This window comes from Lentzea sp. NPDC051838, from assembly GCF_040681245.1.
Lineage (GTDB): Bacteria > Actinomycetota > Actinomycetes > Mycobacteriales > Pseudonocardiaceae > Lentzea.
On the sequence record NZ_JBFAYI010000007.1, the window covers coordinates 75,520 to 95,616 of the forward strand.

The 20,097-nt window shown below is 69.0% G+C and carries 23 protein-coding genes; 7 read left to right on the forward strand and 16 right to left on the reverse strand.

Annotated elements, in window-relative coordinates; genetic code table 11:
* Positions 1 to 28 precede the first annotated feature (28 nt).
* Both AB0M24_RS18455 and AB0M24_RS18460 read left to right on the forward strand, forming a co-directional pair.
* The gene (locus AB0M24_RS18455) at positions 29 to 319 is read left to right on the forward strand and encodes an antibiotic biosynthesis monooxygenase family protein (RefSeq protein WP_363768541.1); all 291 of its coding nucleotides are present in this window, start codon (positions 29 to 31) and stop codon (positions 317 to 319) included.
* The gene (locus AB0M24_RS18460) at positions 316 to 1,308 is read left to right on the forward strand and encodes a CaiB/BaiF CoA-transferase family protein (RefSeq protein ID WP_363769310.1); all 993 of its coding nucleotides are present in this window, start codon (positions 316 to 318) and stop codon (positions 1,306 to 1,308) included. The genes AB0M24_RS18455 and AB0M24_RS18460 overlap by 4 nt, the downstream gene beginning before the upstream one ends.
* Here the strand turns inward: AB0M24_RS18460 and AB0M24_RS18465 are convergent.
* Entirely contained in the window at positions 1,303 to 2,388 is a 1,086-nt protein-coding gene (locus AB0M24_RS18465; protein WP_363768544.1) for an epoxide hydrolase family protein, read from the reverse strand. The two genes, AB0M24_RS18460 and AB0M24_RS18465, sit on opposite strands and share 6 nt — an antisense overlap.
* Before the next feature lie 80 nt (positions 2,389 to 2,468).
* Between AB0M24_RS18465 and AB0M24_RS18470 the strand changes: the two genes are divergently transcribed.
* Positions 2,469 to 3,401, forward strand: coding sequence for an LLM class F420-dependent oxidoreductase (locus AB0M24_RS18470; protein ID WP_363768547.1), 933 nt, complete (start codon positions 2,469 to 2,471; stop codon positions 3,399 to 3,401).
* A gap of 11 nt (positions 3,402 to 3,412) precedes the next feature.
* Here the strand turns inward: AB0M24_RS18470 and AB0M24_RS18475 are convergent, their stop codons facing one another.
* The 6 genes from AB0M24_RS18475 to lpdA all read right to left on the reverse strand — a co-directional run bounded on the left by AB0M24_RS18475 (position 3,413) and on the right by lpdA (position 9,423).
* Entirely contained in the window at positions 3,413 to 3,823 is a 411-nt protein-coding gene (locus tag AB0M24_RS18475; RefSeq protein ID WP_363768551.1) for a hypothetical protein, read from the reverse strand.
* A gap of 128 nt (positions 3,824 to 3,951) precedes the next feature.
* Positions 3,952 to 4,680, reverse strand: a complete 729-nt coding sequence (gene lipB / locus AB0M24_RS18480) for a lipoyl(octanoyl) transferase LipB (RefSeq protein WP_363768554.1) — start codon at positions 4,678 to 4,680, stop codon at positions 3,952 to 3,954.
* Complete coding sequence (locus AB0M24_RS18485; protein WP_363768557.1) at positions 4,637 to 5,215, reverse strand: phosphatase PAP2 family protein; 579 nt, start codon at positions 5,213 to 5,215, stop codon at positions 4,637 to 4,639. Before AB0M24_RS18485 ends, lipB begins: the two co-directional genes overlap by 44 nt.
* Entirely contained in the window at positions 5,212 to 6,102 is an 891-nt protein-coding gene (locus AB0M24_RS18490; protein ID WP_363768560.1) for a TIGR01777 family oxidoreductase, read from the reverse strand. The genes AB0M24_RS18485 and AB0M24_RS18490 overlap by 4 nt, the downstream gene beginning before the upstream one ends.
* A 146-nt stretch (positions 6,103 to 6,248) precedes the next feature.
* The gene (sucB, locus tag AB0M24_RS18495; protein ID WP_363768563.1) at positions 6,249 to 7,982 is read right to left on the reverse strand and encodes a 2-oxoglutarate dehydrogenase, E2 component, dihydrolipoamide succinyltransferase; all 1,734 of its coding nucleotides are present in this window, start codon (positions 7,980 to 7,982) and stop codon (positions 6,249 to 6,251) included.
* A gap of 52 nt (positions 7,983 to 8,034) precedes the next feature.
* Positions 8,035 to 9,423 carry a dihydrolipoyl dehydrogenase gene (gene lpdA / locus AB0M24_RS18500; protein WP_363768566.1) on the reverse strand — a complete coding sequence of 463 codons (1,389 nt, stop codon included), beginning with the start codon at positions 9,421 to 9,423 and terminating at the stop codon, positions 8,035 to 8,037.
* A 179-nt stretch (positions 9,424 to 9,602) separates the two neighbouring features.
* On the opposite strand from lpdA, the gene AB0M24_RS18505 reads away from it, so the two are divergent.
* Positions 9,603 to 9,929: an oxidoreductase gene (locus tag AB0M24_RS18505; protein WP_363768569.1), complete on the forward strand. Its 327-nt coding sequence runs from the start codon at positions 9,603 to 9,605 to the stop codon at positions 9,927 to 9,929.
* Here the strand turns inward: AB0M24_RS18505 and AB0M24_RS18510 are convergent.
* Complete coding sequence (locus AB0M24_RS18510; RefSeq protein WP_363768572.1) at positions 9,926 to 10,390, reverse strand: OsmC family protein; 465 nt, start codon at positions 10,388 to 10,390, stop codon at positions 9,926 to 9,928. The genes AB0M24_RS18505 and AB0M24_RS18510 overlap by 4 nt on opposite strands.
* Positions 10,391 to 10,939: 549 nt before the next feature.
* Positions 10,940 to 12,412: a leucyl aminopeptidase gene (locus tag AB0M24_RS18515; RefSeq protein WP_363768574.1), complete on the reverse strand. Its 1,473-nt coding sequence runs from the start codon at positions 12,410 to 12,412 to the stop codon at positions 10,940 to 10,942.
* 213 nt (positions 12,413 to 12,625) lie between these two features.
* On the opposite strand from AB0M24_RS18515, the gene AB0M24_RS18520 reads away from it, so the two are divergent.
* Positions 12,626 to 13,861 (forward strand): amino acid permease, encoded by a 1,236-nt coding sequence (locus AB0M24_RS18520; protein ID WP_363768576.1) that lies wholly within the window; start codon positions 12,626 to 12,628, stop codon positions 13,859 to 13,861.
* Here the strand turns inward: AB0M24_RS18520 and AB0M24_RS18525 are convergent.
* Positions 13,791 to 14,069: a hypothetical protein gene (locus AB0M24_RS18525; RefSeq protein ID WP_363768579.1), complete on the reverse strand. Its 279-nt coding sequence runs from the start codon at positions 14,067 to 14,069 to the stop codon at positions 13,791 to 13,793. The genes AB0M24_RS18520 and AB0M24_RS18525 overlap by 71 nt on opposite strands.
* A 92-nt stretch (positions 14,070 to 14,161) precedes the next feature.
* Here AB0M24_RS18525 and AB0M24_RS18530 point away from each other — a divergent pair, with 92 nt between their 5' ends.
* Complete coding sequence (locus tag AB0M24_RS18530; RefSeq protein WP_363768582.1) at positions 14,162 to 15,250, forward strand: branched-chain amino acid aminotransferase; 1,089 nt, start codon at positions 14,162 to 14,164, stop codon at positions 15,248 to 15,250.
* On the opposite strand, the gene cobS is transcribed toward AB0M24_RS18530, so the two are convergent.
* From cobS to cobU, 3 genes are read right to left on the reverse strand one after another with little or no spacing between them, the layout of a single operon-like run.
* A complete protein-coding gene (gene cobS / locus AB0M24_RS18535; protein WP_363768585.1) occupies positions 15,247 to 15,948 on the reverse strand; it encodes an adenosylcobinamide-GDP ribazoletransferase in 702 nt (233 codons plus the stop codon). The genes AB0M24_RS18530 and cobS overlap by 4 nt on opposite strands.
* Before the next feature lie 12 nt (positions 15,949 to 15,960).
* Positions 15,961 to 17,004: a nicotinate-nucleotide--dimethylbenzimidazole phosphoribosyltransferase gene (cobT, locus tag AB0M24_RS18540; protein WP_363768588.1), complete on the reverse strand. Its 1,044-nt coding sequence runs from the start codon at positions 17,002 to 17,004 to the stop codon at positions 15,961 to 15,963.
* An 8-nt stretch (positions 17,005 to 17,012) separates the two neighbouring features.
* On the reverse strand, positions 17,013 to 17,552 hold the full coding sequence (cobU, locus tag AB0M24_RS18545; RefSeq protein ID WP_363768590.1) for a bifunctional adenosylcobinamide kinase/adenosylcobinamide-phosphate guanylyltransferase: 540 nt from the start codon (positions 17,550 to 17,552) through the stop codon (positions 17,013 to 17,015).
* A gap of 17 nt (positions 17,553 to 17,569) precedes the next feature.
* Here cobU and AB0M24_RS18550 point away from each other — a divergent pair, with 17 nt between their 5' ends.
* The gene (locus AB0M24_RS18550) at positions 17,570 to 17,770 is read left to right on the forward strand and encodes a hypothetical protein (RefSeq protein ID WP_363768593.1); all 201 of its coding nucleotides are present in this window, start codon (positions 17,570 to 17,572) and stop codon (positions 17,768 to 17,770) included.
* Here AB0M24_RS18550 and AB0M24_RS18555 read toward each other — a convergent pair.
* Genes AB0M24_RS18555 through AB0M24_RS18565 form a run of 3 tightly spaced genes read right to left on the reverse strand, consistent with a single transcriptional unit; the run spans position 17,767 to position 20,057 of the window.
* Entirely contained in the window at positions 17,767 to 18,753 is a 987-nt protein-coding gene (locus AB0M24_RS18555) for an aldo/keto reductase family protein (RefSeq protein ID WP_363768596.1), read from the reverse strand. The genes AB0M24_RS18550 and AB0M24_RS18555 overlap by 4 nt on opposite strands.
* A 33-nt stretch (positions 18,754 to 18,786) precedes the next feature.
* Complete coding sequence (locus AB0M24_RS18560; protein WP_363768599.1) at positions 18,787 to 19,419, reverse strand: methyltransferase domain-containing protein; 633 nt, start codon at positions 19,417 to 19,419, stop codon at positions 18,787 to 18,789.
* Complete coding sequence (locus tag AB0M24_RS18565; protein WP_363768602.1) at positions 19,419 to 20,057, reverse strand: DUF3043 domain-containing protein; 639 nt, start codon at positions 20,055 to 20,057, stop codon at positions 19,419 to 19,421. Before AB0M24_RS18565 ends, AB0M24_RS18560 begins: the two co-directional genes overlap by 1 nt.
* Positions 20,058 to 20,097: the final 40 nt, after the last annotated feature.

A 20,097-nucleotide genomic window follows, 5' to 3' on the forward strand; every position in this document is an offset into this window, starting at 1 on the left:
GCGGAAGCCTGACTCAGGGAGCTTGGCCATGATCACGTTCGTCAACCGTTTCACGCTCACCGGTGACCCGGAGGAGTTCGAGAAGGCCTTCGACGAGACGGCGGGGTTCCTGCGCGAGCAGCCGGGTCTGATCAAGTACACCCTCTCGCGCCAGCTGGACGACCCGGCCTCGTACATCAACATCGCGTTGTGGGAGACCGCGGACGCCCTGCGCGCGGCCCTCGCTCACCCCGAGTTCCCCAACCACGCCAAGGCGATGCGCGGTCTGGCGGAGTCTTCCGGCGCGCTGTTCACGCCGCGCCTGTCTTTTGAAGCCTGATGGCTCCTCTGAAGGGCCTCCGGGTCGTCGAGTTCGGCGGCATCGGACCCGGTCCGCACGGCGCGATGCTGCTCGCGGACCTCGGTGCGGAGGTCACCCGCGTCGAACGTCCGTCCGGCGGCCTGTCCGTGGTGCCGGACGCCTCCCGCGACTTCCTGTTGCGCGGCAGGCGTTCGGTGTCCGCGGACCTGAAGTCTCCTGACGGCCGTTCGGCGGTGCTGTCGCTGATCGCGTCGGCGGACGTGGTGATCGAGGGCTTCCGTCCCGGCGTGCTGGAACGGCTGGGACTAGGCCCTTCCGACTGCCTGGCGGTGAATCCAGCCCTGGTCTACGCGCGGATGACCGGGTGGGGGCAGAGCGGGCCGTTGTCCGACCGGGCCGGCCACGACATCAACTACCTGTCGCTGACCGGGGTGCTGCACGCGATCGGCAAGCCGCCGCTGAACCTCGTCGGCGACTTCGGCGGCGGGTCGTTGTACCTGGTGCTGGGTGTGCTGGCGGCGTTGTGGGAACGGCAGTGGACCGGGCGCGGCCAGATCGTGGACGCGGCGATCGTCGACGGGGTGGCGTCGCTCGCCCAGATGATCTGGTCGATGAGGTCGCAGTCGGAGTGGTCGGACGCGCCGGACTCGAACCTGCTGGACGGCGGCTGCCCGTTCTACTCGCTGTACGAGTGCGCGGACGGCCGTTCGGTCGCGGTGGGTTCGCTGGAGCCGCAGTTCTACGCGTTGTTGTTGTCCGGCTTGGGTTTGTCTTCGTCGGATCTGCCCGAGCAGATGGACCGGGCTTCCTGGCCGTTGCTGCGCAAGACGTTCGCCGAGGCGTTCCTGTCGCGGACGCGCGACGAGTGGGCTTCGGTGTTCGAGGGCACCGACGCCTGTGTGACGCCGGTGCTCACCCTGGAGGAAGCCTCCGCGCACCCCCATCTCGTTGCGCGCGGAGTGTTCACTTCGGACGGTGCCGCCGCTGCGGCGCCGCGCTTTCTATAGCTCGGCGAAGAACTCGATGATGTCCTCGGCATGTGCCTTGGGCTGCTCCATCGCGACGAAGTGGCCGCCGGGATTGCCCTCGCCCCACCGGACGACGTGGTTCGTCCGTTCCGCGAGCCGGCGAATTCCCGGCGCCCCGTGGTAGACGCCGGTGGGCGCGGCCTGCTGCCCGGTCGGCCAGGCGAACCGCGTGTTGTTGTACATGAACCACGACGAGCTCGCGGCGGTGTTGGTGAACCAGTAGATGCTCGCGTTGGTGAGCATGTCGTCGCGGTCGATCACCAGGTCGGGCAGCGCTGCGGTGGGTGTGAACTCCTGGAACTTCTGCATCAGCCAGCCCAGCAACCCGGTCGGGGAGTCGGCCCAGGCGTAGGAGAACGTCTGCGGTGCGACGCGCAGCAGGCCGTGGTGGTCGACGGCGTACTTCGACCACTGTGCCATCTGCGCGAACACCTGTCGTTCGTCCTCGGTCAGGTCCGCTTCGTCGTCGTCCGGGAAGCCGAGCCCGCCGTCGATGTGCACGCCGACGACCGCGTCCGGAGCGGCCTTCGCGACCTCCTGGGAGACGTACGCGCCGAGGTCTCCGCCTTGTGCGCCATAGCGTTCGTAGCCGAGCCGGTGCATCAGCTCCGCCCACATGCGTCCGACGTGAGCGGTGCTGAACCCGGTTTCCTTTGGCGCGTCGGAGAAACCGTAGCCGGGCACCGACGGCGCCACGATGTGGAAGTGCTCGCTCAGCAGGCCGATGGTCTTCGTGAACTCGACGATCGAGTTGGGCCAGCCGTGCGTGAGGATCAGCGGGAGAGCGTTCGGGTTCTGCGACCGGACGTGCAGGAAGTGCACGCGCAGTCCGTCGATTTCCGTTGTGTACTGCGGGAACTCGTTGAGCAGGCGTTCCTGCTCGCGCCAGTCGAAGCCGTGCCGCCAGTGGTGTGCGAGGTCCTTCAGGTAGCCGACGGGGACACCGCGGCTCCAGCCGTCGCCGGGCAGCTGCTCCGGCCAGCGCGCCTGGTCGAGCCGGGAGTGCAGGTCGTCGAGGTCGGCCTGCGGGATCTGGATCTGGAACGGCGAGATCGTCATGTTTGAGACGCTATCGGCGAACTAGGACAGGATCGGTCCCAGTTGCACGCGAATTCGTTCGCAGGACTAAGTTCTTGTTCGTGGAACTGCGCATCTTCACCGAGCCCCAGCAGGGGGCGAGCTACGACGACCTGCTCCGCGTGGCGCGGACGGCGGAGGACGCCGGGTATGGCGCCTTCTTCCGCTCCGACCACTACCTCAAGATGGGCTCGGCCGACGGTCTGCCCGGCCCGACGGACCCGTGGATCACGTTCGCCGGTCTCGCCCGGGACACGTCGACGATCCGTCTGGGCACGCTGATGACGGCCGCGACGTTCCGCCACCCCGGTCCGCTCGCCATCTCCGTGGCTCAGGTCGACCAGATGTCCGGCGGCCGCGTGGAGTTCGGCATCGGCGCCGGCTGGTACGAGGCGGAGCACACCGCGTACGGCATCGAGTTCCCGCCGCTCGGGGTGCGCTTCGAGCGCTACGAGGAGCAGCTCGCCGTCATCACCGGGCTCTGGGAGACGCCGCTCGGCGGCACGTTCTCGTTCGAGGGCAAGCACTACACGCTGACGGACTCGCCCGCGCTGCCGAAGCCGCTGCAGGAGCGCATCCCGGTGCTGATCGGTGGCAAGGGTGCTCGCCGGACCCCTGCGCTGGCGGCTTCGTTCGCCACCGAGTTCAACCTGCCGTTCGTCGGCATCGACGACGCCGTCGCGCAGTACGCCCGCGTCGACGCCGCGTGTGCCGAGATCGACCGCGACCCGCGCGAGATCATCCGCTCGGTGGCGCTCGTCGCGTGCGTCGGCCGCACCGACGCCGACGTCGCCCGCCGTGCCGCCGCGATCGGTCGTGAGGTGTCGGAGCTCAAGGAGAACGGCCTCTGCGGCACCCCGGCCGAGATCGTCGAGCGCATCGGCACGTGGCGCGAAGCAACCGGTGTACAGCGCGTGTACCTGCAGGTGCTGGACCTGTCGGACCTCGACCACATCACCGAGATCGCTGCGGACGTCGCTCCCCAGCTCGGCTGATATATCGGATATCAGGCCAGCGCGCGGCGTACAGCGTCCGGTATGGGCATTGCATACCGCGCGTATGGCCGCCGATATCCGATATATCGCAGCTGCAGGCCGGGGTCGTCGAGGTAGCGGCGCTCCAGGCCGTCCTCGCCGAGCACCAGCTTGAGCCCGCGCCCGAGCATCGACGGCGAGTCGAGGCCGAAGCGGTCGCGCAGCACGTCGGCGGCGGCGTGGTCGCCGAACTCCAGTGCGGCACGGCGCACGGACTCGACGGACACCATCAGCTCCGGCTCGTCCGCGCGGACTCCGTCGCGGTATGCGATGTCCAGCGCACGCAGCGCCTTCTGGTGCGCTCCGCCGTCGAGGCCGAGGTAGTACTGCTCCCAGTCGCCGACGCGGATCTCGCCGCTCCAGTCGCGTGCTGGTGCAGCCACCGCCGCTGCACCCGTCGCACTGGCAGCGGTTCCGGACATCAACACCGTGACACTGGCAGCCGTGAACAACTGGCGTCGGGAAAGCCTCACGACGCATCCTCCTCCGGAAGCCCGCAACCCGCGCGGGGCTACGGAATGCTAGCGAAGGTGATTCCCGGCGCGACGGGGCCAGTGCGGGTCAAAGTGCGGTCCGTCAGGGGGAGCGTTCCGTCAAGGGCTGCTAGCACAGAGTCACGAGCGAGCGGCAGCACCTCGGTCACCGTGACGTCCCGGCTGAGCTCGAAGGAAAGCGAAGCGACGCCCGCGTCCTTGATGCCACACGGGATGATGTCGCCGAACGCCTCGAGGCTCGCGTTGCAGTTGATCTCGAAGCCGTGCATGGTCACGCCGCGCTGCACGCGGATGCCGATCGCGGCGACCTTGCGCTCGGGGCCTCGGTCGTCGGCGGGGATCCACACGCCGCTGCGGCCCTCGACCCGGCCGGTGTGCACGCCGAGCTGATCACACACGTCGATCAAGCCCTGTTCGATGCGGCGCACGTACTCGACGACGTCGATGGGGTCGGTGAGCTTGACGATCGGGTAGCCGACGAGCTGGCCGGGGCCGTGCCAGGTGATCTTGCCGCCGCGGTCGACGTCGATGACCGGGGTGCTGCCGCCGACCGGACGTTCCTCGTCGAGCGTGCGGCGACCGCAGGTGTAAACGGGCGGGTGTTCGAGCAGAAGCATCGTGTCCGGCCCAGCGGTACCCGCGCGCTCCTCGGCGAGCTCCTTCTGGAGGTCCCACGCCGCCATGTAGTCGATGAGGCCCAGCTCACGGACGACGACGGGGTCTGACGAGGTGCGGCACGAGTTCACGACCCGACGTTACCAACCCCAAAGCCAGTGCTGCCACGAGTCCCACGCCCGTCACACCCAGCACCGCGCCGATGACGTCGGTGACCCAGTGCATCTCCAGCACGACCCTGGCGAACCCGCCCACGAGCACCGCGAGCACGCCCCACGCCAGGTAGCGCTTCGTCAGCACGACGATGGTGAACGCCACCGACGCGATCGCCACCGCGTGCCCGCTCGGATAGCTCGGCAGATGGTATTCAATCGGCCGCATACGATCGAAGAACCACCGCGTCAGCAGCGTCGCGCAACATATTGCATGCAATGCGAGCGCTTTCCACAGCCGCAGATCTCGTCGTCGCCATGCGAGCACGAACAACACAGCCGCGAACGTCCAGCCGATCGTCGGCCCGAGCACCAAGCCCACAACGTATGCAGTCGTCCGCAGCCACTCCGGCCGGGGCAGAAAGTCGTGCACCCACACGTCGAGCCAGGTGACCTCGGGCATTCCCAGCAGGATCCACGAGATCACCAGCGCGGCGGCGACCACACGAGTCATGCGACCGCCGCGTTCAGCGCCGCCGGCAACGCGGGATGCATGAAGTGGAAGCCGTGGCTCTCCAGCGCCTTCGGCGTGAGGCCCGGTCCGCTGAGCAGCAACTCCTGCGCCATCTCACCGCCGAGCAACGTCTTCAGCGCGAACGCCGGCACCGACCACGGCGTCGGCCGGTGCAGCGCGTTGCCGACCGCCTTGGTGAACTCGGCGTTCGTCACCGGCGTCGGTCCCGCGACGTTGACCGGCCCGACGATGTCGTCGTGCTCGACGACGAACCGGTAGGCGGAGACGACGTCGTCCAGCGACACCCAGGGGAAGAACTGGTCGCCGGTCCCGAGCTTGCCGCCCAGGAAGAACTGGAAGACGGGCTTCAGTCGACCGAATACACCGCCTGAAGGAGAGATGACGACAGCGGTGCGCATCAGTACGACACGGACACCGGCCTTCTGCGCCACGGACGTCGCCGCTTCCCACTCCTGGGTCAGCCGCGACATGAACGTGTGGCCGCCCGGCGCGTCCTCGTCCGCGAGCCGCGAGCCGGTGTCGCCGTAGAAGTGGGCGCCCGACGAGCTCACCAGCACCGGCACGCCGTGCTCGACGACCGCCGCCGACAGCACCTCGGCCGGCACGACCCGGCTGTCGTGCAGCACCTGCTTGCGCGCGTCGTCCCAGCGCTTGTCGCCGATGCCCGCGCCGCACAGGTTGATGACGGCGTCGACGCCGTCGAACGTCCCGTCGTCGATGCGTCCGGCGTACGGGTCCCAGCCGCGTTCGTCCGGGGCGGCGGCTTTGCGGCGCACCAGCCGCAGCACCTCGTGACCGGCGGCGCGCATCGACGCCACCAGGCTCGTGCCGATCAGTCCCGAAGACCCCGCGATGACTACCCGCATGCCTAGATCGTTCCGCACTCAACCATCGCGTGCACAGCAGTACTTCGCATACCGGACGCCAGATGTGCCGAAGGCCACCCCGGGCGAACCCGGGGTGGCCTTCGGTCGATATCCAATATATCGGATATCAGTACTGCTCAGTGGCGTCAGAGACCGAGGTCGGCCTCGAACGCGCCCTCCTCGAGACGGTTCTTGACCGTCGTGAGGAAGCGGCCCGCGTCGGCACCGTCGACCAGGCGGTGGTCGTAGGTGAGCGCGAGGTACATCATCGAACGGATCGCGATGGTGTCGTCGCCGGCCTCGTCGGTGATGACGACCGCGCGCTTCTTCACCACGCCGACGCCCAGGATGCCGACCTGTGGCTGCTGGATGATCGGGGTGTCGAAGAGCGCGCCGTTGCTGCCCAGGTTGGTCAGCGAGAACGTGCCGCCGGCGAGCTCGTCCGGGGTGAGCTTGTTCGAACGGGCGCGCGCCGCCAGGTCACCGATCTTGTGGGCGATGCCCGACAGGTTCAGGTCACCGGCGTTGTGGATCACGGCGTTGAGCAGGCCGCGCTCCGTGTCGATCGCCAGACCGAGGTGCTCGGCACCGTGGTACGTGACCTCCTTGCGCTCCTCGTCGATCGACGCGTTGAGCACCGGGTGGGCCTTGAGGGCCTCGATGGCGGCCTTCGCGAAGAACGGCAGGAACGTGAGCTTCGCGCCCTCACGAGCCTCGAACGCCTTCTTGGCCTGGTTGCGCAGCCGGGCGATCTTGGTCACGTCGACCTCGAACACCTGGGTGAGCTGGGCCGACTGCTGCAGCGACTCACGCGTGCGCTGCGCGACGATCTGGCGCAGGCGCGGGAGCTTCTGCACGGTGCCGCGCTTGCCCGAGTTGTCGACCGTCGGGGCGGTCGCGGTGCGGGCGGCCGGAGCAGCGGCAGCGGGAGCGGCGACGGGTGCCGGCGCCGGGGCCTTCTTGGCCTCGACGGCGGCGAGCACGTCCTGCTTGCGGATGCGGCCACCGACGCCGGTGCCCTTCAGCGAGCCCAGGTCGATGCCGTTCTCCGACGCGAGCTTGCGCACGAGCGGAGTGACGTACGGCGTGCCGTTCGCGTCGTCGCCGGCGGGAGCGGCAGGCGCGGCCGGGGCGGCAACCGGAGCCGGGGCGGGCGCCGGAGCAGCGGGAGCCGGGGCCGGAGCGGCGACCGGCGCGGGAGCCGGAGCAGCCGGGGCGGGCGCGGGTGCCGGGGCAGGGGCAGGGGCAGGGGCGGCGGCCGGAGCCGGGCTGCCCGAGCCGATGACGGCGAGCTTGCCGCCGACCTCGACGGTCTCGTCCTCGCCGGCGCTGATCTCGAGCAGCGTGCCCGCGACCGGCGACGGGATCTCGGTGTCGACCTTGTCGGTCGAGACCTCGAGCAGCGGCTCGTCGACCTCGACGCTGTCGCCGACCTGCTTGAGCCAGCGGGTGACGGTGCCCTCGGTGACGGACTCGCCGAGCGCGGGCATGGTGACGTCGGTGCCCGAGACCGGACCGGCGGACGGCGCGGCCGCGGGAGCAGCCGGGGCCGGGGCGGCCGGAGCCTCGGCGACAGGAGCGGGCGCGGCCGGAGCCGGTGCGGCTTCCGGAGCGGGGGCGGGCGCGGCGGCGGGGGCGGCGTCGCCGTCACCGATGATCGCGAGCTCGCCGCCGACCTCGACGGTGTCGTCCTCCTGGGCGACGATCTTCTGCAGGACGCCCGCCGCGGGGGAGGGGATCTCGGTGTCGACCTTGTCGGTGGACACCTCGAGCAACGGCTCGTCCACCTCCACCCGGTCGCCTTCCTGCTTCAACCACCGGGTGACGGTGCCCTCGGTAACGCTCTCGCCGAGGGCGGGCATCTGGACGGAGAAGGCCATTGGTTCGCTGACTCCTCGTGCTGTCGTGTGGCTGACTTTGTGTGGGGAACGGTCAGCCGTGCACGTGCAGCGGCTTGCCGGCCAAGGCGAGGAAGGCCTCACCAAGGGCTTCAGTCTGGGTCGGGTGGGCGTGGATCAGCGGAGCCACGTCCTCCGGGTAAGCCTCCCAGCTGTAGATCAGCTGGGCCTCACCGATGAGCTCGCCGACGCGTTCGCCGACCATGGTCACGCCGACAACGGGGCCGTCGGGCGCCTTGACCAGCTTCACGCCACCGGCGGTCTTGAGGATCTGGCTCTTGCCGTTACCCGCGAGGTCGTAGATGAAAACCTCCGCGGAGCCGTACTTCTCCTTCGCGGCGGCCTCGGTGAGACCGACGGAGGCGACCTCGGGCTTGCAGTAGGTGACGCGCGGGATGCCCGCCTCGTCGATCACCTTCGGGTTCTGGCCGGCGATCTCCTCGGCCACGAAGATGCCCTGCTGGAAACCGCGGTGCGCGAGCTGCAGGCCCGGCACGATGTCGCCGACGGCGTACACGTTCGGCAGGTTCGTGCGCAGGCGCTCGTTGGTGATGACGAAGCCGCGGTCGATCTGGATTCCGGCCTCCTCGTAGCCGTGGCCCGCGCTGTTCGGGCCGCGGCCGACCGCGACCAGCAGCAGGTCGGCGTCGAGGACGTCGCCGTTCTCCAGCGTGACGGACACGCCCGAGTCGGTCTGCGTGGCGCCGGTGAACTTCACACCGGTCTTGAACTTGATGCCGCGCTTGCGGAAGGCGCGCTCGAGCTGCTTGGACGCGTACTCGTCCTCGGCCGGGACCAGGCGGGGCAGAGCCTCGACGATGGTCACCTCGGCGCCGAACGACCGCCACACGCTCGCGAACTCCACGCCGATGACGCCGCCGCCCAGGACGACGACCTTCTCCGGGATGAAGTCCAGGTTGAGCGCCTGGTCGCTGGTGATCACGCGGCCGCCGATCTCCAGACCGGGCAGGCTGCGGGCGTACGAACCGGTGGCGAGCACCACGTTCTTGCCGACGTAGCGCTGGCCGTTCACGACGACGGTGTTCGGGCCGACGAACGTGCCCGCGCCCTCGACCATGGTGACCTTGTTGGCCTTCGCGAGACCCTGCAGGCCCTTGTAGAGCCGCGAGATCACGCCGTCCTTGTACGAGTTGACGCCGGCGATGTCGATGCCCTCGAGCGAGGACTTCACACCGAACTGGTCGCCTTCGCGGGCGTTGTCCGCCACCTCGGCCGCGTGCAACAGCGCCTTGGTGGGGATGCAACCGCGGTGCAGGCAGGTGCCACCCAGCTTGTCCTTCTCGACCAGGACGACGGACAGGCCGAGCTCAGCCGCGCGGAAAGCGCAGGCGTAGCCACCCGATCCACCGCCGAGGATGACGAGATCGGCGTTGGTGGCCGACTCCAGTTCCGGCGAAGTCACTTCGGATCTCCTCGGGATTACTTACTACGCGCGGGTGCGCGCGAGGTACGCGGCCATCTTGTCACTAGTTGCCAGAGCATGGTGATCCGGCATAGGACACCACGTCTCGATCTGATCATTCACCTACTCATAACACCCGTACCTGGCACCATGGTGGAGGGACGCACAGGAGGTGCTCGATGGGGCTGTTCGATCGTTTTCGCAGGAAGCCACGTCCCGGTGTGCTGCGCACGGCGTCCAACCAGGACACGAGCCACCTCGAGCAGTGGACGAAGAGCCGTCACGGCGTGGAGGCCTACGTCGAGCCGAAGACGACGGTGACCGAAACCACTGTGGTCCTGGTCGCTCACGACGGCGAGTGGACCCGCCGCCGCGTCGCCTCACCCGACGCCGCGCGAGCGTTCGCCCGCAAACAAGGCATGCCGATCTACGACGCCGGCATCGTCGGCTACCCGAAGCGCATGCGCGACTACACCGCGCGCAAAAAGGCGTCCGGCGATCTTTAAGCCGTCACGGTCGGTTCGTGGCGCACGGGAAAATTGACGCTCGCCGCGATGAAGCACATCGAGTGCGCTTTCTCGTGCAACGCCTGCGCGGTCTCCCGCGTCTCCGGATCGGCCACCGCCACCACGGGGTTGAGCACCACCTCGGTGAACCGCCCGGACCCGTCGGGGTGCTCGGCCATAGTCCCGGTCGCGTGATCGCTGTACCCGGTGACGACCACCCCGTTGACCGACGCGAGATGCAGGTACCACAGCATGTGGCACTGCGACAGCGACGCGACGAGCAGCTCCTCGGGGTTGTACCTGCTCCGGTCGCCCCGGAACGACGGGTCCGACGACCCGAGGATCAGCTCCTTGCCCTCGGCCCGAACCTCGTGCGCACGCTCGTAGTCCTTGTACCCGGAAGTCCCGCTCCCGCTGTTCCCGGTCCAGACGACGTCCACCTCGTACCGATGCGTCCCCATGTGGAAATCCTCCTCTCCCAGGTCCTGCCGACCTAGCCCCGCGTCTCCGTTCAGCCGCCACCCGTTGGCTCCTCGCCGAGCAACTCCCGCCGCAACGCCTCCAGCCGCGCCTCGGCCTGGGCTCGGGCTCACCGTCGATCCGCACGAACACCTCGAACGGATGAACCCATCGGAAACCCGGGTTCGAGTTCTCCGTCGAGATGAACGAACCCCCCCGAAGTTCTGAATCGACTAGATGGTCCCGCTGACCACCGAACCGACGCGCAGGCCTTTCAAGAAGTGGCGAGCAGGAACCGACACACCCGCCGACACCGATATATCAGTCCCGCCCGCACTCGTCAGCGCGCCAACCCAGCCGATATATCAGTTCCAGGGCCCGCCCTGACCTGCACCCTAGCAATGACTCTTTGGACTTCGTCTGCAAACGGGTCATTGCAAACGCTGGTGAGCGGGGCGCCGCGAGCCTCACCACGTGCTCGACCTAAAAGACGCGGGCGGAGTTCCCGAAAAGGAAGTCCGCCCGCGCCGGAGAAAGCGAAGAAAACGAAATCAGCCGTTGGCCGCGATGTCCGCCAGAACGGCCGCGATGGTCCGGACCGGAACGCCGGTGCCGCCCTTCGAGGTGTATCCGTACGCGCCACCCGTGTGGTACGCCGGGCCCGCGATGTCGATGTGCGCCCACTGCACGCCCTCGGCCACGAACTCGCGCAGGAACAGGCCCGCCGCGAGCATGCCGCCCCAGCGGTGGCCGGTGACGTTCGCGAGGTCGGCCAGGCGCGAGTCGAGGTCCGCGCGGAGCTCCTCGGGCAGCGGCATCGGCCACGCCGACTCGCCGACCGCGGTGCCGATGGCCGCCACGCGGTCGCGGAACTCGTCGGAGCCCATGACGCCCGAGGTGCGCTTGCCCAGGGCCACGACCTGCGCGCCGGTCAGGGTCGCGGTCTCGATCAGGTAGTCCGGGCCGTCCTCGCACGCGCGCACGATGGCGTCGGACAGGATCAGCCGGCCCTCGGCGTCGGTGTTGAGCACCTCGACGGTCTTGCCGCCGTACATGGTCAGCACGTCGCCGGGGCGGTACGCGTCGCCGGACGGCATGTTCTCCGCCATCGGGATCGACGCGATGATCTCCAGCGGGTACTTGAGCTTCGCGGCGAGCACCATCGTGGCGACGATCGCGGCGGCACCGGACATGTCGGACGTCATCTCGTCCATGCCCGCGGCCGGCTTGATCGAGATGCCGCCGGTGTCGAACGTGATGCCCTTGCCGACCAGGGCGACCTTCTTGACGGCCTTCGCGCCCTTGTACGAGATGCGCACGAGACGCGGCTGGCGCGTCGAACCGCCGCCGACGCCCAGGATGCCGCCGAAGCCCTGCTTCTTGAGCGCCTTCTCGTCGAGCACCTCGACGTCGAGACCGGCGGCCGTGGCGAGCTTGGAGGCGCGGTCGGCGAACGAGCCGGGGTAGAGGTCGTTCGGCGGCGTGTTGATGAAGTCGCGCGCGATGGCGACGGCCTCGGCGATCGCGACGGCGGCCTTCAGGGCGGCCTTGTTCTCCTTGGACCCGGCGGCGTGCAGGTCGACCTTCGCGACCGCGCCCTCACCCTTGTCGGACTTGTACTCGGTGAACGAGTAGGCGCCGAGCAGCGTGCCCTCGGCGGCGGCCGCGACGTGCAGCGAGGCCAGCGTGTTGATGGCGCGCTTCTTGCCGGCGAGCGCGCGGGCGGCGACACCGGACGCGCGGCGCACCTGCTCCTCCCCGGCGGTCTTGCCGAGGCCGACGGCCAGCACGAGCGGGGCGGCGATCTTGCCGAACGTCGGCACCTTCACGAGCTCGTCGGCCTTGCCGGACGCGCGCAGGGTGCCGAGCACCTCGAGCAGCGCACCGTCGAACGCGGCGGCGACAGCTTCGGCACCGGGGGCGAGCTCCAGACCGTCCGCACCCTGCAGGGTGCCCACGACGACTGCGTCCGCGGCGGTGGTGCTCAGGTCACCTTCGGTGAGGGCCAGCTTCGGGGCTGTCACGTGCTGCTCCAGGGTTGTGCGTGGTAGGGGTGCTCGGAATCGTGACCTATGCTAAAGGTCCGACTGTCCACTAATGCCGAGGCCCGCCACGTTCGGCCGCAATCAGTGACGTTGACAGTTGCTCACGGTGGTGCTTCCGGGGCGGTTCGCCCATTTCGCGCATCAGTCGACCGGGTGGTTACGACCGGATGCCGCATCTGCGAATGTGTACCGGTGACCCACAAGCCCCGCGAGATCGTCGGTACGGTCGCGCTCGGTCTCCCCGCGGTGCTCGGTGCGGGGGTTTTCGCCGGATTCGCCTCCGCCGCAGGCCTTGCGGGCTGGTGGGTGCTCCCCGCACTCGCCCTTTCCGCGGCCGCCGCGCTGTGCTCCGCGTTCTCGACCGCCGACCAGTCCCGCGCCTACCCCGACGCCGCCGGCGGCTACGGCTACGTGCGCGCGCAGCTCGGCGTGTGGCCCGCACGGATGACGGCGAGCGTCCACCTGCTCAGCAGGTGCGCCATGGCGGCGGCGGTGGCGTTGACGTTCGGCGCGTACGTGGTGCCGAACCAGCCGGTGATCGGGGCGCTGGTGCTCGTCGCGGGCACGGCGTTGCTCGGCGCGGCCGGGTTCCGGTTCGGCGTGGGTGTCAGCGTGGCCGCGTCGCTGGTGGTCCTCGGTGTGCTGGCACTCGTGGTCGCGTCGGTGTTCTCGATCGAACCGGTGCCGTCGGCGGGCGAAGCGGGCTCGGTCAACGAGCTCGTCGGCGTCGCGGGCCTGATGTTCGCGGCGTTCGCGGGATTCGAACGCATCACCGCGCCGCACCGGGGTGAGCAGCCGCATTCGGTGTCAGTGATGAAGTTCGCGATTCCAGTCCTCATCGGACTGTCCTTCGTGGTCTACCTCGCGGTCGGTGCAGGCGTGCTCCGTCAGCTCGGCAGCGCGCGCCTCGCGTTGTCACCCGCCCCGCTGCGAGACGCGCTCGTCGCGGCCGACGCGTCCGCCTTGGTGCCGTTGGTGCAGATCGCGGCAGCGGTCGCCGGTGTGGCCGCGTTGCACTTCGTTCTCTTGTCCGCACACCGCACGCTGACGGGACTTGTCGAGGACGGCGACCTCCCGTCACGCCTCAAGCCGAGCGTGCTCACCCTCGCCGTGGTCGTGGGTTCCGCTCTCGCGATCGCCTTCATGCCGATGGCGACCGCGCTGGGCGTGGCGGCGTGCGCGATGTTGTTCTACTACGCCTTCACGAACGCGTCGGCGCGTGTGCTGCTGCAGAACGACCGCACGTGGCCGATGCGCACGGCCTGCCTCGGACTCGGGCTCTCGGTGCTGCTCGCGATGAGCATGCCGATCCCCGCCCTGCTGATCTCGCTCGCGGGGCTGGGGGCCGGCACCGGACTCATCGGTTTGACAGCAGCACTGAGAGGAAAACGAGCAGCGTCACGCCAACACACACCGCAAGCCCGATGATGCGGCCGTTGGTGCTCGGGCCGTCCTTCGTGATCGCCCAGTAGCAGGCCAGGAACATCCCGGCGAAGATCACCGCGCCGACGACCCCGCCCACACCGCCCAGCATCCAGCCGTTGATGAGCGTGACGCCGGTGCCCACGACGAGGAGCGCGGCCTGTCCGACGGTGCGTGCGTCGGCGCCTAACGAAGATCGTTCTTCCTTGGTCATGGCCGGGCACTCTATATAGTCCGACTTAGTAGGACGTCCGAGTTTTGAGAAGACGATTTTCCGTATCCCGACCAGCGGGTTACCGTGCTCACATGACGAGCGAGTTGCCTTTCACCCGGACTCCCCACCCGCACCCGGCGACCCCGGAGCGCGTAGCGGAGGTACTTGCCAAGCCGGGCTTCGGGCAGCACTTCACCGACCACATGGTGACGATCCGCTGGAACCGCGAGAAGGGCTGGCACGACGCTGAAGTCGGGCCCTACAGCTCTCTCTCACTCGACCCCGCGGCAATGGTGCTGCACTACGGCCAAGCGATCTTCGAAGGGCTCAAGGCCTACCGCCAGCCCGACGGTTCGATCGCGTCCTTCCGCCCTGAGGCCAACGCCGAGCGCTTCCGCGCCTCGGCCCGCCGCATGGCGATGCCCGAACTTCCCGACGAGCTCTTCCTCGAGTCGGTGCGGCAGATCCTGGCGGTCGACGACCGCTGGGTGCCGTCAGCGCAGGAGGAGTCCCTCTACCTGCGGCCGTTCATGATCTCCACGGAGAAGGGCCTCGGCGTGCGACCCGCGTCCGAGTACCTGTTCGTGCTGATCGCCTCACCCGCCGGCTCCTACTTCGCGGGCGGTGTCCGCCCGGTGAGCGTGTGGCTCTCGACCGAGTACGTGCGCGCGGCCCCCGGTGGTACCGGCGCGGCCAAGTTCGCCGGCAACTACGCCGCCTCCCTCGTCGCCCAGGCACAAGCCGCCGAAAAGGGCTGCGACCAGGTCGTCTGGCTCGACGCGGTGGAACGCCGCTGGGTCGAGGAGATGGGCGGCATGAACCTGTTCTTCGTCTTCGGAGACAAGGTCGTCACCCCGGAGCTGACCGGCACGCTGCTGCCCGGCATCACCCGCAGCTCGTTGCTGCAGCTGGCGTCCGACCTCGGCCTGACCGTCGAGGAACGCCGCATCTCCACCGACGAGTGGGAGAAGGCCAACGCCTCCGGTGAGCTCACCGAGGTCTTCGCCTGTGGCACGGCCGCGGTCATCACGCCGGTCGGCCACGTCAAGCACGCCGGGGGCGAGTTCGACGTCGCCGACGGCGGCACCGGCTCGGTGACGATGAAGCTGCGCGAGCGCCTGACCGGCCTCCAGCACGGCCACGTCGCCGACACCCACAGCTGGATGACGACTCTGGGCTAAGCAATTACGAGTACGGCCAGAAGCGCGATTTCGGCGGCAGCACCGAGCACATCACCGGTGATGCCGCCGAAACGCTTTCCGGTGTGCTTCACGAGCCCCCACACGAGTGCGAACGCGACGACGACGGCGACGACCGCCCGCCACCCGAGCGGAACCGCCGCGGCGGCGAGCACCACCCATGTGCCGGCGACCAGCATTGGATGCTGTGTACCGGCTACCAAAGCCCCGAGCCCCTCGGGTCGTGCGGCGGGCACGTTCTGCATACAGCAGACACCGAACGCGGCCCTGCTCGTCGCGAACGCCAGCAGTACGACACCCCAGTGAGCGTGGGGGAGTGCTGCGGCCTGCGCTCCCAGCACGACGATCAGCGTGACGACGCCGAACGGTCCGGCACCGCCGTCCTTCATCACCTGCAGCGCACGCTCGGGCGGCCCGTAACACCCCAGACCGTCTGCAGTGTCCGCCAGACCGTCGAGGTGCATACCGCGTGTCGACAGCGCGACGACGCCGACGACCAGGAACCCGGCCACCAACGCCGATATATTGGATATTGCCAACAGCTTGAGCACGCCGATGACGAACGCGCCGAGTAGAACGCCGACAATCGGCGTGTATGCAATGGCCCGCCCTGCCGCTTTGCGGTCGACGTGATCGACGCGCAGCGGCAGGACCGTCAGCCAGGACAGCGCCAGTTTCATTTGGGCAGAGCTTCATTCCTTGTTCGTGACGCCGGCGCTCTCGAAGGTCGCCATCTCCGCGAGCACCTTCACCGCCGAGATCAGCAACGGCAGCGCCGCCACCGCGCCGGAACCCTCGCCGAGCCGCATCTCGAACTCCAGCAGCGGCTTCAGGTTGAGGTGGCCCAACGCGATCGCGTGCGCGGGCTCGGCCGACTGGTGCCCGGCCACCCACCACTCACGCGCACCCGGAGCCAGCTCCTCGGCGACGACAGCGGCCGCACCGACGACGACGCCGTCGAGCACGACGGGAGTCCGGCGGACAGCGGCCTGTGCCAGGAACCCGGCCATCGCGGCCAGGTCGGCGCCACCGGCCGTCGCCAGCAACGCGATCGGGTCGCTGATCACCAGACGAGCCCGGCGCAGCGCGTCCCGGATCGCCGCCGTCTTGCGCATCCACGCCTGGTCGTCGATGCCGGTGCCGCGACCGACCACCGCGACGGGCTCCGACCCGGTCAGCGACGCGATCAGCACCGCGGCCGGCGTCGTGTTGCCGATGCCCATGTCGCCGGCGACGAGCACGTCCGCGCCCGCGTCGACCTCCTCGTCGGCGATGGCGCGACCGGCCGCGATCGCCAGCTCGCACTGCTCACGGGTGAGCGCGTCCTCGCGGTCGATCGACCCGGACGAGCGCCGCACCTTGTGCTGGCTGACCACCGCCGGGGTGTCCGAGTCGACGGCCATGTCGACCACCCGCACCGTGGCGCCGGCGACCTGCGCGAGCACGTTCACCGCGGCGCCGCCGGTGAGGAAGTTCGCGACCATCTGGCCGGTGACCTCGCTCGGGAACGCCGACACGCCCTGCGCCGTCACGCCGTGGTCGCCCGCGAACACGACGACCCGAGGCCGCACGAACGGCTTCGGCGGCACGACGCCCTGGCACGCCGCGATCCAGTTGCCCAGCTCCTCGAGCCGTCCGAGCGAGCCGACCGGCTTGGTCAGCACCGCGTGCCGGGCCTCTGCCTCGCGCAGAACGGTCTCGTCCGGCGGTTCGACCGGCGGGAACTCGGTGCTCACCTTGGCTCCTATCGCAGCTTCAACGGGATTCCCGCGACGAGCAGCACGACCTCGTCGCACACCTCGGCGACGCGCGCGTTGAGCGAGCCGAGGTGATCGCGGAAGAGTCTGCCTGAGCGCGTCGAGGGGATCACGCCGAGGCCGACCTCCGCGGTCACGAGCACCAGCCGAGCCCGGCACGTCGCGACCGAGCTCACCAGTTCGTCGACGTGGCGTTCGATCGCCTCCTCGCCGTTCCCCTCCCAAGCTTCGGCGTGGTCCAGCACTCCGACCAGCCACGTCGAGAGGTCGTCGACCAGGATCGGCGGGTCCTCGTACTGCGTTGCTGTGAGCAACGCGGGCAGGTCGGGTGGCGCGGACGCCTCGACCGTGTGCCAGGTCGCCGGGCGCCGGGCGACGTGCAGCGCGATGCGCGCGTCCCAGTCCGGGTCGTCGGGGTAGCGCTGGGCGGTTGCGACGTAAGTCACGACCGGCTCGACGAGCAGGCCTTCCGCGTGCGCTGACTTGCCTGAACGCGCTCCGCCGAGCACGAGCGTGCGAGATGACAAGAGTTAGCCTTCGTCCCATGGAGTTCCGCTGGCGCTACCAGGATGCACAGGGACGCGACGTCGCGGGCCCGGATGTGATGTTCTCCGAGCAGACCGAGGCCGAGGAGTGGTTCAGCGCCGAGTGGCGTGACCTGCTCGACGCCGGGGTCGAGCAGGTCACGCTGCTGCGCGCGGAATCCGAGGTGTACGGCCCGATGAGCCTCCACCCCGCTGGCTAGCCCTGGGCGGTCAAACGGGGGTCGTCGGTGATGACGCCCTCGAGGACGTTGTCGATCTGCTTGAGCACGTCGTCGTCGAGCACGACGTCGATCGCCTTGACGTTCTCGAAGACCTGCTCCGGCCGCGACGCGCCGATGATCGCGGAGGCGACGTTCGGGTTCCGCAGCACCCACGCGACGGCGAGCTGCGCCATCGTGATGCCGGCTTCCTCGGCGATCGGCTTGAGCTGCTGAACGGCGTTGAGCACGTCGTCCCGCATCCAGCGCGAGATCATCTGCGAACCACGCGCGTCGGCCAGGCGTGACCCCTCCGGCACCTCGGCGCCCGGCAGGTACTTGCCGGTCAGGATGCCCTGCGCGACGGGGGAGAAGACGATCTGGCTGAGGCCCTCGCGCTCGCACGCCGGGATGACCTGCGGCTCGATGACGCGCCACAGCATCGAGTACTGCGGCTGGTGCGACACGAACGGCACCTGCAGCTCACGGGCCAGCGCGGCACCGCGGGTGATCTGCTCGGCGGTCCACTCGGAGACGCCGACGTAGAGGACCTTGCCCTGGCGGACGAGGTCGGCGAACGCCAGCATCGTCTCTTCGAGCGGCACGGTGTGGTCGAACCGGTGGGCCTGGTAGAGGTCGACGTAGTCGGTCTGCAGCCGCTTCAGCGACGCGTTGGCCGACTCCATGATGTGCTTGCGGCCCAGACCGCGGTCGTTGGCGCCACCGGGACCGGTCGGCCAGTAGACCTTGGTGAGGATCTCCAGCGACTCGCGCTGCTCACCCTTGAGCGCCCGGCCGAGCACCGACTCCGCGGCGGTGTTCGCGTAGACGTCGGCGGTGTCGAAGGTCGTGATCCCCGACTCCAGAGCCGCCTTCACGCACGCGTGAGCCTGCTCTTCTTCAACCTGCGAGCCGTGGGTGAGCCAGTTGCCGTACGAGATCTCACTGATGGACAGGCCGCTGCGGCCGAGTCGACGGAACTTCATACATCGGAGCTTAAACCGAAATCGTTCGTACTGCTAATGAACTTCGGGTGCCCGCCACACCAGCGAATACCGCCAGAACACGTGCCTGCGGATACGCGCTCCCGGGGTGATCTCCGCTGCTGCCGCGCGGATCTCCGGCAACGGTGGCGCGGTCATCACCACCGGCATCTCCGTGTCGTGCGGCTTGCCGCCGGTGCCGTTGACGGCCTTCGCCAGTCCGATGATCGCGTTCGCGGGCAACGTCACGAGCTCCATCGCCCGGTCCGCGTTCGTCGACGTCATGTACAGCCCGATGACGATCAACGTTCCGCCGGGCTTGGTCAGCTCGGCGAGCCGCGTTAGACCCTCTCGCAACCGCAAGTGGTGCAAGCTCGCCTCGGCGGTGACGACGTCGTAGCGCCCCAGATCGTGGGTGAGCACGTCGCCGTGGATCCACTCGATGCGGTCGCTGGTCGCACTCGCGCGCTCGATCATGCGCTCGCTGGCGTCGATCGCGGTGACGTGCTGGGCGTTGATCGATCGTGCGAGATCACCGAGGCCGCAGCCGACGTCCAGCGCAGACTCGACCCGAGACGGCAACTGCCGGAGCAGCCAGCGGCGGTACCACTCGTTGTGGTTCCACCGCAGCTTCTCCGGCAGCTGAAGCTTGCGTTGCTTCTCGCGCACTATTTGATGGCTTCGCCCGGCTTCACGCGCGGCTTGGGCACGCGGAGCCTGCGCAGCTGGCTCGCGCGGATGAACGAGTACCAGCCGATCGAGAGGCCCTTGATCGGCTCGGTCGGGAACTTCGCCCTGACCTTCTTCGTGACGAGCCGGCCGAGGACGAGACCCTCGATGACCATCGCGATGAGCATGAACGTCGTCGCCAGCGTCGCGTACCGCTGCACCGCGAGCGACGGCGTCAGCAGCGCCACGAACACCAGGATCGCGAGCGGCATGAACAGGCCCATGAGGTTGCGGCGCGAGTCGACCAGGTCGCGGATGTAGGCCTTGACCGGACCGCGGTCGCGCGGCAGCAGGTACTTGTCCTCGCCCGCCATCATGCGCTGACGGCGCTCGGTGGCCGCGGCACGGCGCTCTTCCTTGCTCACCTTGTTGCCGCGCATGCGCTTGAACGCCTCGCGCTGCGTGCGGGGAGGAGGCGGAACCGGACCGCTGCGCCTGCCCTGCGCCTCACGCCGCTTGGGCGTGGCCTTGCCCTTGGCCGCCGTGCGCCCCTTCTCGACGGGGTCGGCGAACTCGGCCCCGGACTCGGGCGTCTCGGCGGCGGCGGTGTCGTCAGAGCTGCGGCGCAGGAACCTCACACCACCAGGGTAGGGCAGTGGTTTTTCGGTACCTTTCGCG

Bases quoted from the DNA above. Each gene is read 5' to 3' on its own strand.
- AB0M24_RS18455 (WP_363768541.1), top strand. From the start codon at position 29: ATGATCACGTTCGTCAACCGTTTCACGCTCACCGGTGACCCGGAGGAG.
- AB0M24_RS18465 (WP_363768544.1), bottom strand. From the start codon at position 2,388: ATGACGATCTCGCCGTTCCAGATCCAGATCCCGCAGGCCGACCTCGAC.
- AB0M24_RS18485 (WP_363768557.1), bottom strand. From the start codon at position 5,215: ATGACTCGTGTGGTCGCCGCCGCGCTGGTGATCTCGTGGATCCTGCTG.
- AB0M24_RS18490 (WP_363768560.1), bottom strand. From the start codon at position 6,102: ATGCGGGTAGTCATCGCGGGGTCTTCGGGACTGATCGGCACGAGCCTG.
- sucB (WP_363768563.1), bottom strand. From the start codon at position 7,982: ATGGCCTTCTCCGTCCAGATGCCCGCCCTCGGCGAGAGCGTTACCGAG.
- AB0M24_RS18505 (WP_363768569.1), top strand. From the start codon at position 9,603: ATGGGGCTGTTCGATCGTTTTCGCAGGAAGCCACGTCCCGGTGTGCTG.
- AB0M24_RS18510 (WP_363768572.1), bottom strand. From the start codon at position 10,390: ATGGGGACGCATCGGTACGAGGTGGACGTCGTCTGGACCGGGAACAGC.
- AB0M24_RS18525 (WP_363768579.1), bottom strand. From the start codon at position 14,069: ATGACCAAGGAAGAACGATCTTCGTTAGGCGCCGACGCACGCACCGTC.
- AB0M24_RS18530 (WP_363768582.1), top strand. From the start codon at position 14,162: ATGACGAGCGAGTTGCCTTTCACCCGGACTCCCCACCCGCACCCGGCG.
- cobS (WP_363768585.1), bottom strand. From the start codon at position 15,948: ATGAAACTGGCGCTGTCCTGGCTGACGGTCCTGCCGCTGCGCGTCGAT.
- AB0M24_RS18550 (WP_363768593.1), top strand. From the start codon at position 17,570: ATGGAGTTCCGCTGGCGCTACCAGGATGCACAGGGACGCGACGTCGCG.
- AB0M24_RS18555 (WP_363768596.1), bottom strand. From the start codon at position 18,753: ATGAAGTTCCGTCGACTCGGCCGCAGCGGCCTGTCCATCAGTGAGATC.